Raw genomic sequence first — 12790 nt, forward strand, 5'->3', positions numbered from 1 at the left:
GCCGGTTGGGGCGGTCGTCCGCACGAATCGGCGACGATCCGGACCGCGAATCTAAAGTCGAATTGGGCTAGTTACACGCACGTGGGAGTTTCGTTCGATCTCTTTGGAACGCTCGTCACCGCGGATAGACCGGCGGAGCCGGCGAGAGCCGTCGCGTCCGAACTCGAGGACCGCGACGTTCCGGTTCCCGACGACTGGACGGCGGCCTACGGCGAGTGCCACGTCGACGCGCCCAACGGCGCGGAGGTTCCCCTGCCGGCACACGTCGCACACGGCCTCGCGAGCCGAGGCGTCGATGCACCCGGAAGCGTGATCAGGCGGGCGGTCGTCGCTGCGTTCGATCCGGCGGTCGAGACGAATCCCGGCGCACTCAAGGCGGTCGACGCCGCCCGCAATCGGGGATCAGTGGCGATCTGTTCGAACTGTAGCGTTCCGGAGTTAGTGGGACGAACGCTCGTCAGGTCCGCGTTTGAGCGCGACGACTTCGACGCAATCGTGACGAGCGTCGGCTGTGGGTGGCGCAAACCCAGCGCCGAGATATTCGAACTGACAGCGGAGGTCCTCGACGTCGAGCCGGACGATCTCGTCCACGTCGGCGACGACCCGCGGACCGACGGTGGCGTCGAGCGCGTCGGCGGAACCGCGTTGCTCCTCGAGGAGACGTCCCTGGAGACGGTCCCAAAGCGGCTGGCCGAGCGAACGAGCGGGGACGGACGGGTCGACGACGAACAGTCCGAGAGAAGACGGGCCGGCGGAGGGGACCCGTGACTGCCGGCGGTCGAATCGTCGGTTGGCCGGAATCGAGACGCCGGAGACGACCGAGACGACGGAGGGCCGGGCGGTGGCGCTGACGACGCTCGCGTTGCTCGCGTTCGCGTTCAGTCTCGACTTGCTCGTCGGCGAACCACGAAACGCCGCTCACCCGGTCGCCTGGTTCGGACGACTCGTCGGCGCGGTCGATAGAGAGTGGAGTGCCGACGAACGCCGGCAGCGCTTCGTTGGCGTCGGAATCGCGTTCGTCTTCCCGCTCGTTCCCGCCGTGATCGCCGGCGGACTCGTCTCACTCGGACTCGCCGTGGAGCCACTCGTCGGCGCGGTCGTCGCGGGCGTCGTCCTCTTTCTGACGATCAGCCTCCGGTCGTTGCTCGAGCTCACGGGGGAGGTCGTCGCAGCGACCGACGGTGACCTCGAGACGGCCCGTGAGCGAGTTCGCGGGCTCGTCGGACGCGACGCGTCGGCGCTTTCGCCCGGCGAGCTTCGAAGTGCGGCCGTCGAGAGCGCGGCCGAGAACCTGTCTGACGGACTGGTCGCGACGATGCTCCCGTTTGCCCTGCTCGCGCCGGTTTCGTTGCCGCTCGCGGCGGCGGCTGCAGCGTGGGTGAAGGGAGTCAACACGCTCGATTCGATGCTCGGCTATCCGTCGAAGCCGATCGGAACCGCGAGCGCTCGCCTCGACGACGCAGTGATGTGGATTCCCTCCCGGCTCACGGCGGGCGCGATCGCCGTCGCGGCCGGGGATCCACTGGCGCTCCGGCGGGCTCGATCCTGTGCGAAGACGACGAGTTCGCCGAACGCCGGCTGGCCGATGGCGACGATCGCACACGTCCTCTCGGTTCGGTTGGTGAAACCCGACGTCTACGAGTTGAATCCCGCTCGTGAGTTACCCAGCGTCGAGGACGGGAAGCGGGCGCTGACCGTCGTCGGTTTAGCGGCTGTCGTCGCAGTCCTGATCGCGGCTGTGGGCGCGATCGTGATCGAGGCCATCGCAGGGGGACTCGAGAGTTCGACGCTCGAGACCCCCGTTAGCGTTGCCGTCCAACAGCTCGAGTCAGTCGCGACGTCAGAGGCTGAACTGCTCTCTCGAGGGGCCGTGGTGGTGGAACCGTGATCCGCCGTTGGCTTCGTGCGATTCGCGGTGGATTCGCGTTTCTGACGCGATTTCCGGTCGGGAGCCGGGAGGGCGACTGGACGGCGTTTCGTTCGACGCCCGCCGCGTTCCCGGTGGTGGGTCTCGTCGGCGGAGCGATCGCGGCGCTCCCCCTGCTTGCGGCCGACGTGCTGGCACCGGCGACCGTCGGGTTCGGCTATCTGCTCGCGATCTACCTCGTAATGGGGATCAATCATCTCGACGGAGTCGCAGATCTGGGCGATGCGTTCGTCGTTCACGGCGACGCCGAGCGCCGGCGGGAAGTGTTGAAGGATACGACGACCGGCGTCGGCGCGTTGCTCGCACTCTCGGTCGTCGTCGCCGGCGTCGCCCTCGGGGGGGTCGGACTCGCGAGAATGGCTCCGCTCGAGGCGGTTGCCGTCGCCGTCGCGGTCGAGGTCGGGGCGAAACTCGGGATGGCGACGATGGCCGCGTTCGGGGCGGCGAGTCACGACGGGATGGGGCGGCAGTTCACCGACTCGTCGACGGTCGGCGGCTACCTCCCGGCCGCGGTCGTCGTGGTCGTCGGCGCGACACTCGTCTGGCCCCACCCCGCCGTGATCGGTCTCTGCGGTGCGATCGCGGGCGTCGGCCTGCCCTGGTACTGGGCGAACCGCAACCTGGACGGGATCAGCGGAGACGTCTTCGGCGCGGCCAACGAGATCGGCCGCGTCGTCGGTCTCCACGTGGGGGTGATCGCGTGGACGCTATCGTGATGTGTGGCGGCGAGGGGACGCGCCTCGAGAGCGCTCACGAGAAGCCGCTTCACCCGATCGCCGGGGTTCCGATGATCGACCGCGTAATCGCGGCGCTGGCGGCGGCGGATCGCGTCGAGACGATCGTCGCCGCGGTCTCGCCGAACGCGCTCGAGACGCGGAACCATCTCGAGGACGGCGATCACGGGGGATTCGAGTCCGAAGGGGAACCCGACAGCACGCTCGAGGTCGTCGACACGCCGGGCGATGGTTACGTCACCGACCTGCAGGCGCTCCTCGACCGACCTGACCTCGAGACGCCCGTTCTCACGGTCGCGGCCGACCTGCCGTTGCTCGAGGGAGACGTCCTCGACGGAATTCTCTCGGCGTACAGCGACAGCGACGCCTCGTGGACGGTCTGCGTTCCGCAGGCACTCAAACAGCGACTCGGCGCGAGCGTCGAGTCGCGGTACGACGCGACCGATCGCCCCGTGCCGACCGGGGTCAACGTCGTCGGCACCGACGGTAGATCTATGACACACGTACACGACGACTACCGACTCGCAGTCAACGTGAACCGACTCGAAGACGCCGAACTCGCGACCCGTCTGCTCGACCGGCAGGAGGGGGACTGAGATGCGCCTGCTTTTGCCCGCGGGGACGACCGAAACGGCGCTGATCGACGGGATCAGCGCGGCCGGGGCGACGCCGGAGTTGATGGTCCAGACGCCGTCGGCGGACGTCGAGATCCTCGAGTACGGGGAGCCGACGACCGCACCGGTGACGCCGGTGAGTCCGACGGGCTGTCCGACACCCGCGGCGGTGACCCGCGCCGTCCGCGAAGTGATCGACTTCGACTGCGTCGTGATCGACGCCGGCCTCGCCCGGTCGACGGGCGCGCCCACGGTCGACCTCGGCGTCGAAGCCGGCGAGGACGTCCGCGAATTCGAGGCCGTCCCGGACGCCGCGGCGGTCTTCGATCGCGCCCACGGCTTCGGCTCGAGCCTGCCCGACGACGAAATCGTGATCGGCGAAACCGTCCCCGGCGGGACGACGACGGCCCTCGGCGTCCTCACCGCGCTCGGCGAACCCGCCAGCGTCTCCTCGTCGCTCCCGGAGAACCCGCTCGAACGCAAACGGCGCGTCGTCGACGACGCTCTCGAGGCGAGCGATCTCGAGGCTGGCGACTGCGCCGGAGACCCCCTCGCCGCGGTCCGGGCCGTCGGCGATCCGGTCCAGACGACCGCCACGGGGATCGCCGCGGGTGCACTCGAGTCCGGTACCCGAGTCACGCTCGCCGGGGGCACGCAGATGGTCGCCGTCGCTGCTCTCCTCCGCCACGCGGACGTCGACGCGCCGCTGTCGATCGCCACGACGTCGTTCGTCGCGGACGAACAGGGCGATCGACTCGAGCGGGCCTGCGACCGACTCGACTGCAAGCTGACCGTGACCGATCCCGGCTTCGACGAGGGCGATCACGTCGCGATGGAGCGCTACTGCGCCGGCGAGGCGAAAGAGGGCGTCGCGATGGGCGGGGCGCTCTCGATCGTTCCCGACGGCGAGATGGGAGCGGTTCGGGACCGACTCGAGGTCGTCTGTGATCGGCTCGGGATCGACGCGAACGGGGCCTCCCCCGCCGTCGGGGACGATCCCGAATCGGAACCGAGGGCGGAGGCGGATCGTGAACCCTGAGTCGATCCGTGCCGCGAGTCGGGTCCCCCACGGCGGCGAGACCGATCCCGACGTGCTCGATTTCTCGGCGAATACGAACCCCCGAACGCCGAAGGGCGTCGAAGAACTCTACGCGGCCGCACTCGAGGGGTCCCGCCGGTACCCCGACGACGACTATCCCACGTTTCGGGCCGCCGCGGCCGAATTCGTCGACTGTAGTCCCGAACGAGTGGTTCCGACGCCCGGCGGACTGGCGGCGATCAGACTCGCGATGGAGATCACACTCGAACCCGACGACGAGGCATTGGTCCCCTACCCGAGTTTCGGCGAGTACGCTCGCGAGGTTCGCCTCCAGGGGGCGAGGCCGCGGTTCGTTCGATACGACGAACTGACCGAGTTGCGCACCGCGGCCCTCGAGTCCGCCGCGCTGGCGGTGGTCTGTACGCCGAACAACCCGACCGGCGACGCGGCCGATCCAGACGCACTCGCCGCATTCGCCGATCGCTGTGGGGACGCCGGAACGACGCTGCTCGTCGACGAGGCCTTCCTGGGCTTCACGGATCTACCGTCGGCTGCGGGATTCGAGCGGGAGAACGTGATCGTCGCACGTTCGCTCACCAAGCTGTTCGGCCTGCCGGGGCTGCGGGCCGGCTTCGCCGTGGCGACCGAAGACCGCAGAGACACACTCGAGACGGCCCGGCGAACGTGGTCGCTCGGAACGCCGGCCGCTCGAGTCGGCGCACACTGCCTGCGGGACGGCGAGTTCGTCGCGGAAACCCGCGATCACGTCGAACGCGAGCGCGAGCGGATACGCGAGGCACTCGAGCGACGGTTCGACGTTCATCCCTCGGACGCGCCCTTCCTCCTCTGTGACGTCGGCGACCAAAACGTCGACGAGCTCCTCGAGTCGGCACGTGAGAGGGGCGTCGCGATCCGCGACGCGACGACGTTCCGGGGCCTCGACGCCCACGTTCGCGTCGCAATCAAGGATCGAGAGAGAAACGACCGGCTGCTCGGTGCGCTGGGCGTCGGCGAATCGACCGATCGACACGGACACAAATGAGGTCAAAGGGTGAGAAACGAATGAGGAGGACGAACGACGCGATCCGAAACCGAACGACTGCGAGCGAGAATTGGACGAGCGAAACGAGTGTGGACGACGGAGGGCAGAACCGGTGACCGACGGCGACCGCGCGTACCGGGCGACCCGACGCGACGGCGTCCTCCGTGTCGGACAGCCGGGCGCGGAGTGGTTCTCGAGTGGCTGGAACGGCGGCCGGCGACGCGTCGACTGCGCCTACAACGTCTCGGTTCCCGACGGCTGGAACCGGACGGATCTCGAGTCGTACGCCGACGACCGGCTCGAGCGTGCCGAATTCGGCCGACTCGAGGGAACCGCTGCAGGGTACAACCGTGACGGGAGCGTCGGACGGAACGACGACCCGCTCGTCCTGTTCACCGGCGTGGATCTCGAGCACGCCCGCGGCGCGCGGCGTGGCTCGGTGACGGTCTACGCGACGGCCGGGCTCTCGAACCCGGCGGCGTTGCCGATGGATCCGGCTGGCGGATTGTCCCCCACCGAATCCGACGCGGAGTCGGCGGCCGATCCCTCCTTCACCGGCGCGGGAACCGTCAACCTGATCGTCGGTACGACGCGGGCGCTCGCCCCCGGCGCGCTGGCGAACCTGCTCGCGGTCGCCGTCGAGGCGAAAACCACGACGCTGCTCGGGGAGACCGGGTTTCCCGGAACGACGACCGACGCCGTCGTCGTCGGCCACGATCCGGACGGATCGAGGGCCGAATTCTCGGGGAGCGCAACGCCAGTCGGCGCGGCAACCCGAGCCTGCGTCCGGGAGGCCGTCCGAGCGTCGCTCCGGTCGCGGTACGGAGACGGAACGGAGATTCCGGAGTCGGTCGCGGACGCCGAACACGGCATCTCGACGGATCGACGGGCGCGGGTGTTTCGCCCGCTCCTCGAGGGCAACGGAGACTGATACGGTCTGCTGTACCGGTGTCCCGGCGCACCCGCAACCCCTGGGCGGGTGCGCCGGAACCGACTGACAGTAAACCGTACGAACCGGAGGACGGGAACTCGATGGGGACGATCGAACCGGAGGACGGGAACCCGATCCGCATCTGCCTCACTGTGGAGGGGGTTCTGGCTACAGTACGGTTAACCGACACCGGTCCCAACGTACGGTCGATGACCGGGGACGACCCCACGCCGATCCGCTCGCTCGCGGTTTCAGCCGACGACGTCGCGGACGCGTACGCGTACTCCCACGAGAATCCGGGCCGGGCGATCCTCCGGGTGACCCCGCCGTTTCACGGCCGAATGCGCGCGCGAATTCACGTCTATCGGGTCGACGACGCGGCGCTGACCGACGCGGTCCACGTCCCACCCGAAGAGCTCCTCGAGGACGACGTCGTCGCCGCCTATCCGAGCCTCGAGGACGCACTCGTAACCGATTCGGAGACCGAGGAGGTTCGCACGCGCCACGCCGAAGCCGTCGACGCCTGGCGCTCGAGGGCACGCGAGTCGATCGTCGACGCGGTCGAACTCGAGATCGGCGACGAACCCCACCGCGTCGACGTCAAACGGCTCGGCTAGCGGCTTCGATCGGGAGAATCGTCCACGTCAGCGGCTATTCGGACCACTTTCACTTTCACCACGGACGGATCGGTTTGACGTACTGATAGTCCAACGAACGCGTATGACACTGATCGTCGATCGAGGTGCCGGCCACCAGCGCACGGACGACGGTTCGACCCTCGAGAACGAAACGGAACGAAAACGCATCGACGTCACCGACTTACACGCCGCGGGCATCGAGGAGTTCGTCGAAGAGAGCGTCGACACCGAGTACGTCTCGCTCGAACAGCGCGGCGCACGGACCTACCTCGTACTCGAGGAGTAACGTCGATTCGCCTGGCGGAGCGCCGTCACGTCATCGAGTCCGAATCCACTCGCAGAGTCGCTCGGGGAGGTCGTCGCGCGTCTCTGTGTCGACCGCGAACCGGTCGACGTCCGACCGCCGCTTCACTGCGCCGAGAACGCCGTCCGTCGGTCCCGCTTTGATCGCGGCTACCACCGGTACCGACGAGTCGAGCGCCGAGCGAGTCGCCTCGACGAAGCGCTCGCTCTCGAGTTGCATTGGGGCGATCTCGTCGATTACGAGACAGTCGACGTCGGTCCGATCGACGGCGTCGACGAGGGCGACCGCGGACAGCCGATCGACGGCCGACACGTCGACACGGTACGTTCCGACGCGAGGGCCCGACTCGAACCGGACGTGGGCCATCACCGCACGCTCGTCACCGCCGACTCGAACGATCTCGAAGCCGACCCGATCGCCGCCCTCGCGAATCTCCGGACACGAGAGTCCGTCTATCGAGTAACCATCCTCCCGAAGCGAGGCGGCGGTTCGCTCGAGAGCGGTCGTCTTGCCGCTTCGAGGTGGTCCGACGAGGAGTGCGTTGGCTGGCACGGGTTCGATCGAATCCGTGGACCCGCCGGGGCTAATTTCGTTCGGTCCCCCGGAGTTTTTCACCGCGCTCGGTGGAGGGCGTGGCATGACTCGATCGACTGACGAGAGCCGAGACGGTGGGCGACGACCGGCGACGCATTCGGCATCGACGCGGCGGCGAGTCCTCGAGGGTACCGCTTGGGTCTCCCTCGGAATCGTGGGGACGGCGGGCGGAGTCGGTGCGACTGAGGACGCTCGATCCCCCGAATCGGACATCGCCACAGCCGGACGGAGTCGGCGGGACGATTCCGTCGGTGATCTCCCGCTCTTCGATGCCCACACGCACGTGATCCCCGAGGAGACGCTGGATCGTCCGCCGCTGGACGCCGACGGACTCGTCGACTGGATGGACGAGGTCGGTGTCGACCGCGCCGTCGTGCTCGCGCTCGACTCGCCCGAGAGCTACCCGGTTCAGGCCTCGAGCTGGTGGGTACTCGAGGAAGCCGAGGCGTACCCGGACCGGCTCGCTCCGTTCTGTACCGTCGATCCGCGGACGCTGGTGTACGGCGACGAGCCCGTCGAGAACCTGATCGAACGGTACGTCGAACGGGGGGCCCGCGGCTTCGGTGAGTTGAAAGCCGGACTCCCGATCGACGACTCGCGCCTCGAGACGCTCTACGAGTACTGTGCCGAGTACGACCTGCCGATCCTGTTTCACACCGACGAGAAGGCGATGATGGACGAGGTCGGTCTCCCTCGACTCGAGGACGTGTTGGCCTCGTATCCGGAGGTCGACTTCCTCGCGCATGCCCACGCCTGGTGGGCACACATCTCCGCGGACGTGAGCTGGGAGGATCGTGGTGGGTACCCGGACGGGCCGATCGAACCGGGCGGTCGAGTGGCCGAACTACTGGAAACGTACGACAACGTCTACGGCGACCTCGGCGGCCACTCCGGCTGGAACGCGCTCACGCGGGACGAGGCGTACGCCCAGGAGTTCCTCGAGGAGCACTCGGATCAGCTGGTCTTCGGGACGGATTACATCTATCCCGGTCAGTCGATCGACCACTTCGAGCTATTCGACCGGTTCGACCTCGAGCGCGAGGCGTGGGCCGACCTCAGGTATCGGAATCTCGAGTCCGTGCTTCGATGAACCACGGACCAGCGGGTGGGAAACGCGTCGAGCGTCACCGCAATCGGCGGTACGCCCGGAGTACGACCGAGACGGCGGTGCCGAAGCCCGGAACCCGCGAGGAGATTACGGCCGCGCCGACCAGGAGGGCACCGCTCCTGTGACGCCCCTTCGAGAACTCCATCGCGGCGTCGAGAAGCGTCGTGACGACGCCCGCGTTTTTCAGCAGTTTCGTTCGATCGCGCGTGGCTGTCGTGGACATACCGACCGAGACGGGTACTGGTCGGAAACGGTTCCCGCTTGCGTACGCCGCGTCAGCTGGTGGTGCAGGGTCACGAGAGTACACGACGAACGATCGACTCCGGCATCGCCGTCAGGAACCAGGCGACCAGCCGCCACCGGCGAGTGACGTACACGTGATCGCGGCGCTTGCGAATCGCTCGGGCGATCTGAGCGGCCGCGGTTTCGGGCGAGGCCACCCAGAACAGGTCGTCGTCATCTCCCATCGCCATCTCGGTGTCGACGAACCCCGGCTCGACGGTCGTGATCGATATCTCGGTCTCGCGTGTCGCCTGTCGGTTTCGAAGCCCCTCGAGGTAGGTCGAGACGAACGCCTTCGAGGCGTTGTACGCGGGTGCGCCGGGATTGCCAAACCTCGCAGCGACGGAGGAGATGCCGACGAGGTGGCCGCCGCCGCGGGAGTCGAAGTGGTCCATCGCCGCCGTCGCAATTGCGGTAAAGCCACGGACGTTGACGTCGATCGTCTCCCGCTCTGGACCCCACTCGAGGTCACGGTTCAGGTGGCCGACGCCGGCGCTGATCACGACGAGGTCGACCGACCCCATCGCCGAGACGAGTTCGGCGAACGCCTCGCGGGCGTCTGCGGCGTTCGTGACGTCCATCGTCGCGACGTACGCCTTCGTCGGCAACTCGGAGCCGATCCCGGTCAGCCGTTCCCGGCGGCGAGCCGCCAGTCCGATCTCGTACCCCTCCGCGGAGAGCTCCCGAGCCAGCGCCTCGCCGATTCCCGACGACGCGCCGACGATGATCGCTCGCTGCATACGCCCTCGTTTTCGAACGGGCGACATAACGGTGCTGATCGGGTACGCGACCCGACGGCACACGGTATCTGGTGTACGCCCGTCGGTCGCCCGCTATTGGTTGGCGGTCCAATACATATATGGGCGTTCTCGAGAGAGCGTCGTGTATGTCCCCGCGACCTCCCCTCCGATCCGGCTTCGATGGCGGGCGCTCACGACTCGCCCTCGATAGCGGGCGCTTCCGGCTCGCTTTCGGTTGTGTCGTCGTCGCGATGATGCTCGCGGCCAGCACCGTCGGTTTCGCCGGCACGCCGTCGCTGTCCGCGACCGAGTTCGATCCCGAAACCGACCACGACGAACTCACGAGTGGCCCGAGCATTCACGATGCGGATGGCGCCAGTCCCCCGAGCGACGACGTCCGCGACGCGTTCGCGGCCGCTGCCGCCGACGGTCACTACGAAGGGACGATCGAGAACGCGTCCGACCGGTACACGTTCCTCGGCGACGAGCGATACGAGTTCGTCCGCTTCGAGGGGACGTTCTACGAGTTCGCCGCCGACATCGACGGTGATCGGGTCGTGATCGACGCCGAGGAACGCGACCCACAATCGATCGCCGACGAACTCGCGGTCGACTTCGCGGACGCTCCCGACCCCATTCAGGAGACGATCGAAACCGGCGAACCGGTCGAGCTTACCGGTGACACTCCGGGGCGGATGATCGTCGTCGACGACGGTACCTACTACGTGGTGACGCTCGGACCGCCACACCACGGCTCGAGCGGGGTCGGGTTGACGTTCCTCGCGGGCGTTGCGATCCTCGGCGGCGGTCTGCTGATCGTCGGAATCGGCGTCGTCGGAGGGCTCTGGCTTCGTCGCCGTCGTCGTGGGACCTGAGCACTCACGCGGTCTGCTGTCGCCATCCCTGATCACGAAGAGTGAAACGAGCGAGGGAGTCAAGCGACCGCCAGCTGCGAGCAACGACAGGACTTTGACTCGATACGCCATCCGATCGGGTATGGTCGAGGCCGTCGCCGTTCTCGCGGTCGCGTTGCTCGTCGCCGGAATCGTCGGGACACTGATCCCGCTCGTCCCTGGCGGTCTGCTCTCCCTGTCGGGACTCTACCTCTACTGGTGGCACACCGGATTCACCGAGCCGGGGCCGATCGCACTCGGCGTCCTCACCGCGCTGGGCCTCCTGACGCTCCTCGCCGAGTTCTTCGGCGGCTCTGCCGCCGCGAAAGCCGGCGGTGCCTCCTGGCGTACGACGGGTGCGGCCGCGCTCGTCGGCATCGTCCTCATGATCGTCACCGGCCCGCTGGGGCTGCTGGTCGGCCTCTTCGGGACCGTCTTCGCCCTCGAGTACGTCAGAAACGGCGAACTCGAGCGAAGCGCTCGATCGGCGCTCTACGCGACGGTCGGCATCCTGGCGTCGACGGCGGTGCAGTTTCTGCTGGCGCTGTCGATCCTGCTCGGGTTCGCCGTCGCCGTCGTCGTGCTGTGAACCGTTCGGGCTGTGCTGTCTGTCGACGGCGTGGGGAGACGTTTCCGAGTGATCGACCACCGTCAGCGCGGAGTCGGAGAACCACCGTCAGCGCGGAGTCGGAGAACCACCGCCAGCGCGGAGTCGGAGAACCACCGACTCCGGGAAAACACTGACGTTCTGGCCCGCGTTCGCACGGGTATGGAGTGTTCCGAAGACGACTGCGACCGGCCCGCGGCGGTCGAGTTGCACGTTCCCTGGGACGAAAACCGCCTCGTCTGTGCACCCCACGCTCGCGTTCTCGGTCAGCAAGACGGGGTCGTCGCCGATCCACACCCCGACAGCGCCGACGACCTTCTCGAGTGACGAGTGCGATTCCAGTTCGCGTCAGAAGTACCGATACTTTTCGAAAAATGACTGTATCGTTCCCGTATCGTTATCAGTACACAAAGATTATGCCCGAATGTAGTCGTGTATCGCTCGAGCATTGTATGAGATACGAGAGACGGACGCTGTTGAAGGGATCGACGCTTGCGGGTGCGAGCGTGCTGGGTCTGCCGGCGACGGTCGCCTCGAGGCGAGCGGCGGCTGACGCGGAGAATCGGGTCGCCGGGACGGTGTCGTACTTCGGCGAACCCGTCGAGGACGCCGTCGTCTCCCTCGAGGGAGTCGACGAGACGACCGACGAGGACGGCCGCTATAAGGTGGCCACCGACGCGGACGAGGCGCGTCTCGCGGTCGAGGCCCCCGGGTACGCCGAGTGGTCGAGAGAAATCGATTTCGCAGACGACGAGGCAGTGACGGTGAACGCCTCGCTCGGACGTGCGTGGGGGGACGAAACAGGTGAACTCCGCGTCTACGCGACGGAACCCGAGGGCGGATCGGGAATTCCGTGTCGAATCACCGCCTACGGCGACGAGGTCTATCAGGCGGACGCCCCGGAAGGGGGCATTCCCGACTCCGGCAGCTGGGACCGTGGGCTCAGGGTGAGCGAAGGCTGGTGGGAGGTCCGGATCACCGACGCCGCCGGCTACGACGACGGCTACGACGAGGTGTACGTCGAGGCGGGCGAGACCGAACTCGCGTGGGCCAAACTCGAGGAAGGTGATGCCACGATCCCTGCCACGGGCCGGGTGTTCGGTCGAGTCGTCGACGAGCAAACCCAACCCGTCGAGAACGCGACGGTACGAATCGCCGGGGAACAAGTGCCGGTCGACGACGATGGGACGTTTGACGTCGACCGGGAACACGGCCAGCACGCCGTCGAGGCCGAGGCACCCGGCTACCGGCCGCTACGCGGTGGCGTACTCGTCAGGTTCGGTCGGGAGACGGAACTGATCGTTCCACTCGAGTCGGAGTAACGATCTCGATCCCCG

Annotated in this window: 17 protein-coding genes; 14 read left to right on the forward strand and 3 right to left on the reverse strand. The window is 67.6% G+C overall.

Features of this window, described 5'->3' with window-relative positions:
* The first annotated feature begins 81 nt into the window (after positions 1 to 81).
* The 9 genes from FYC77_RS07915 (at position 82) to FYC77_RS07955 (ending at position 7211) form a co-directional block, all read left to right on the forward strand.
* The gene (locus FYC77_RS07915) at positions 82 to 768 is read left to right on the forward strand and encodes an HAD family hydrolase (protein WP_238386839.1); all 687 of its coding nucleotides are present in this window, start codon (positions 82 to 84) and stop codon (positions 766 to 768) included.
* A gap of 73 nt (positions 769 to 841) precedes the next feature.
* Positions 842 to 1888: an adenosylcobinamide-phosphate synthase CbiB gene (cbiB, locus tag FYC77_RS07920; protein ID WP_149081081.1), complete on the forward strand. Its 1047-nt coding sequence runs from the start codon at positions 842 to 844 to the stop codon at positions 1886 to 1888.
* Positions 1885 to 2643 carry an adenosylcobinamide-GDP ribazoletransferase gene (locus tag FYC77_RS07925; RefSeq protein WP_202911790.1) on the forward strand — a complete coding sequence of 253 codons (759 nt, stop codon included), beginning with the start codon at positions 1885 to 1887 and terminating at the stop codon, positions 2641 to 2643. The genes cbiB and FYC77_RS07925 overlap by 4 nt, the downstream gene beginning before the upstream one ends.
* On the forward strand, positions 2643 to 3257 hold the full coding sequence (locus FYC77_RS07930) for an NTP transferase domain-containing protein (protein WP_149081082.1): 615 nt from the start codon (positions 2643 to 2645) through the stop codon (positions 3255 to 3257). The genes FYC77_RS07925 and FYC77_RS07930 overlap by 1 nt, the downstream gene beginning before the upstream one ends.
* A gap of 1 nt (position 3258) precedes the next feature.
* Positions 3259 to 4314 carry a nicotinate mononucleotide-dependent phosphoribosyltransferase CobT gene (cobT, locus tag FYC77_RS07935; RefSeq protein ID WP_149080969.1) on the forward strand — a complete coding sequence of 352 codons (1056 nt, stop codon included), beginning with the start codon at positions 3259 to 3261 and terminating at the stop codon, positions 4312 to 4314.
* The gene (gene cobD, locus FYC77_RS07940; protein WP_149080970.1) at positions 4304 to 5356 is read left to right on the forward strand and encodes a threonine-phosphate decarboxylase CobD; all 1053 of its coding nucleotides are present in this window, start codon (positions 4304 to 4306) and stop codon (positions 5354 to 5356) included. Before cobT ends, cobD begins: the two co-directional genes overlap by 11 nt.
* Before the next feature lie 112 nt (positions 5357 to 5468).
* A complete protein-coding gene (locus FYC77_RS07945; protein ID WP_149080971.1) occupies positions 5469 to 6287 on the forward strand; it encodes an adenosylcobinamide amidohydrolase in 819 nt (272 codons plus the stop codon).
* 209 nt (positions 6288 to 6496) lie between these two features.
* Positions 6497 to 6904 (forward strand): hypothetical protein, encoded by a 408-nt coding sequence (locus tag FYC77_RS07950; RefSeq protein WP_149080972.1) that lies wholly within the window; start codon positions 6497 to 6499, stop codon positions 6902 to 6904.
* Between the two features lie 103 nt (positions 6905 to 7007).
* Complete coding sequence (locus FYC77_RS07955; RefSeq protein WP_149080973.1) at positions 7008 to 7211, forward strand: hypothetical protein; 204 nt, start codon at positions 7008 to 7010, stop codon at positions 7209 to 7211.
* Positions 7212 to 7241: 30 nt separating this feature from the next.
* Here the strand turns inward: FYC77_RS07955 and FYC77_RS07960 are convergent, their stop codons facing one another.
* Positions 7242 to 7868 (reverse strand): nucleoside-triphosphatase, encoded by a 627-nt coding sequence (locus tag FYC77_RS07960; RefSeq protein ID WP_338016486.1) that lies wholly within the window; start codon positions 7866 to 7868, stop codon positions 7242 to 7244.
* Between FYC77_RS07960 and FYC77_RS07965 the strand changes: the two genes are divergently transcribed.
* Positions 7867 to 8913, forward strand: a complete 1047-nt coding sequence (locus FYC77_RS07965) for an amidohydrolase family protein (RefSeq protein WP_149080974.1) — start codon at positions 7867 to 7869, stop codon at positions 8911 to 8913. The two genes, FYC77_RS07960 and FYC77_RS07965, sit on opposite strands and share 2 nt — an antisense overlap.
* Before the next feature lie 34 nt (positions 8914 to 8947).
* Here FYC77_RS07965 and FYC77_RS07970 read toward each other — a convergent pair whose 3' ends face one another.
* Together FYC77_RS07970 and FYC77_RS07975 are read right to left on the reverse strand one after the other, a co-directional pair.
* Positions 8948 to 9154, reverse strand: coding sequence for a hypothetical protein (locus FYC77_RS07970; RefSeq protein ID WP_149080975.1), 207 nt, complete (start codon positions 9152 to 9154; stop codon positions 8948 to 8950).
* 70 nt (positions 9155 to 9224) lie between these two features.
* Positions 9225 to 9953: an SDR family NAD(P)-dependent oxidoreductase gene (locus FYC77_RS07975; RefSeq protein ID WP_149080976.1), complete on the reverse strand. Its 729-nt coding sequence runs from the start codon at positions 9951 to 9953 to the stop codon at positions 9225 to 9227.
* A gap of 146 nt (positions 9954 to 10099) precedes the next feature.
* On the opposite strand from FYC77_RS07975, the gene FYC77_RS07980 reads away from it, so the two are divergent.
* The 4 genes from FYC77_RS07980 to FYC77_RS07990 all read left to right on the forward strand — a co-directional run bounded on the left by FYC77_RS07980 (position 10100) and on the right by FYC77_RS07990 (position 12775).
* Entirely contained in the window at positions 10100 to 10828 is a 729-nt protein-coding gene (locus tag FYC77_RS07980; protein WP_238386841.1) for a hypothetical protein, read from the forward strand.
* 121 nt (positions 10829 to 10949) lie between these two features.
* Positions 10950 to 11435: a DUF456 domain-containing protein gene (locus tag FYC77_RS07985; protein ID WP_149080977.1), complete on the forward strand. Its 486-nt coding sequence runs from the start codon at positions 10950 to 10952 to the stop codon at positions 11433 to 11435.
* Positions 11436 to 11615: 180 nt separating this feature from the next.
* A complete protein-coding gene (locus tag FYC77_RS20390; RefSeq protein ID WP_202911792.1) occupies positions 11616 to 11780 on the forward strand; it encodes a hypothetical protein in 165 nt (54 codons plus the stop codon).
* Between the two features lie 125 nt (positions 11781 to 11905).
* On the forward strand, positions 11906 to 12775 hold the full coding sequence (locus tag FYC77_RS07990) for a carboxypeptidase-like regulatory domain-containing protein (RefSeq protein ID WP_162354500.1): 870 nt from the start codon (positions 11906 to 11908) through the stop codon (positions 12773 to 12775).
* The last annotated feature ends 15 nt before the right edge of the window (positions 12776 to 12790 follow it).

It is taken from the genome of Natrialba swarupiae (assembly GCF_008245225.1).
Classification (GTDB): domain Archaea; phylum Halobacteriota; class Halobacteria; order Halobacteriales; family Natrialbaceae; genus Natrarchaeobius; species Natrarchaeobius swarupiae.

Bases quoted from the DNA above. Each gene is read 5' to 3' on its own strand.
- FYC77_RS07930 (WP_149081082.1), top strand. From the start codon at position 2,643: ATGTGTGGCGGCGAGGGGACGCGCCTCGAGAGCGCTCACGAGAAGCCG.
- cobT (WP_149080969.1), top strand. From the start codon at position 3,259: ATGCGCCTGCTTTTGCCCGCGGGGACGACCGAAACGGCGCTGATCGAC.
- FYC77_RS07950 (WP_149080972.1), top strand. From the start codon at position 6,497: ATGACCGGGGACGACCCCACGCCGATCCGCTCGCTCGCGGTTTCAGCC.
- FYC77_RS07955 (WP_149080973.1), top strand. From the start codon at position 7,008: ATGACACTGATCGTCGATCGAGGTGCCGGCCACCAGCGCACGGACGAC.
- FYC77_RS07965 (WP_149080974.1), top strand. From the start codon at position 7,867: ATGACTCGATCGACTGACGAGAGCCGAGACGGTGGGCGACGACCGGCG.
- FYC77_RS07960 (WP_338016486.1), bottom strand. From the start codon at position 7,868: ATGCCACGCCCTCCACCGAGCGCGGTGAAAAACTCCGGGGGACCGAAC.
- FYC77_RS07970 (WP_149080975.1), bottom strand. From the start codon at position 9,154: ATGTCCACGACAGCCACGCGCGATCGAACGAAACTGCTGAAAAACGCG.
- FYC77_RS07975 (WP_149080976.1), bottom strand. From the start codon at position 9,953: ATGCAGCGAGCGATCATCGTCGGCGCGTCGTCGGGAATCGGCGAGGCG.
- FYC77_RS07980 (WP_238386841.1), top strand. From the start codon at position 10,100: ATGTCCCCGCGACCTCCCCTCCGATCCGGCTTCGATGGCGGGCGCTCA.
- FYC77_RS07985 (WP_149080977.1), top strand. From the start codon at position 10,950: ATGGTCGAGGCCGTCGCCGTTCTCGCGGTCGCGTTGCTCGTCGCCGGA.
- FYC77_RS20390 (WP_202911792.1), top strand. From the start codon at position 11,616: ATGGAGTGTTCCGAAGACGACTGCGACCGGCCCGCGGCGGTCGAGTTG.
- FYC77_RS07990 (WP_162354500.1), top strand. From the start codon at position 11,906: ATGAGATACGAGAGACGGACGCTGTTGAAGGGATCGACGCTTGCGGGT.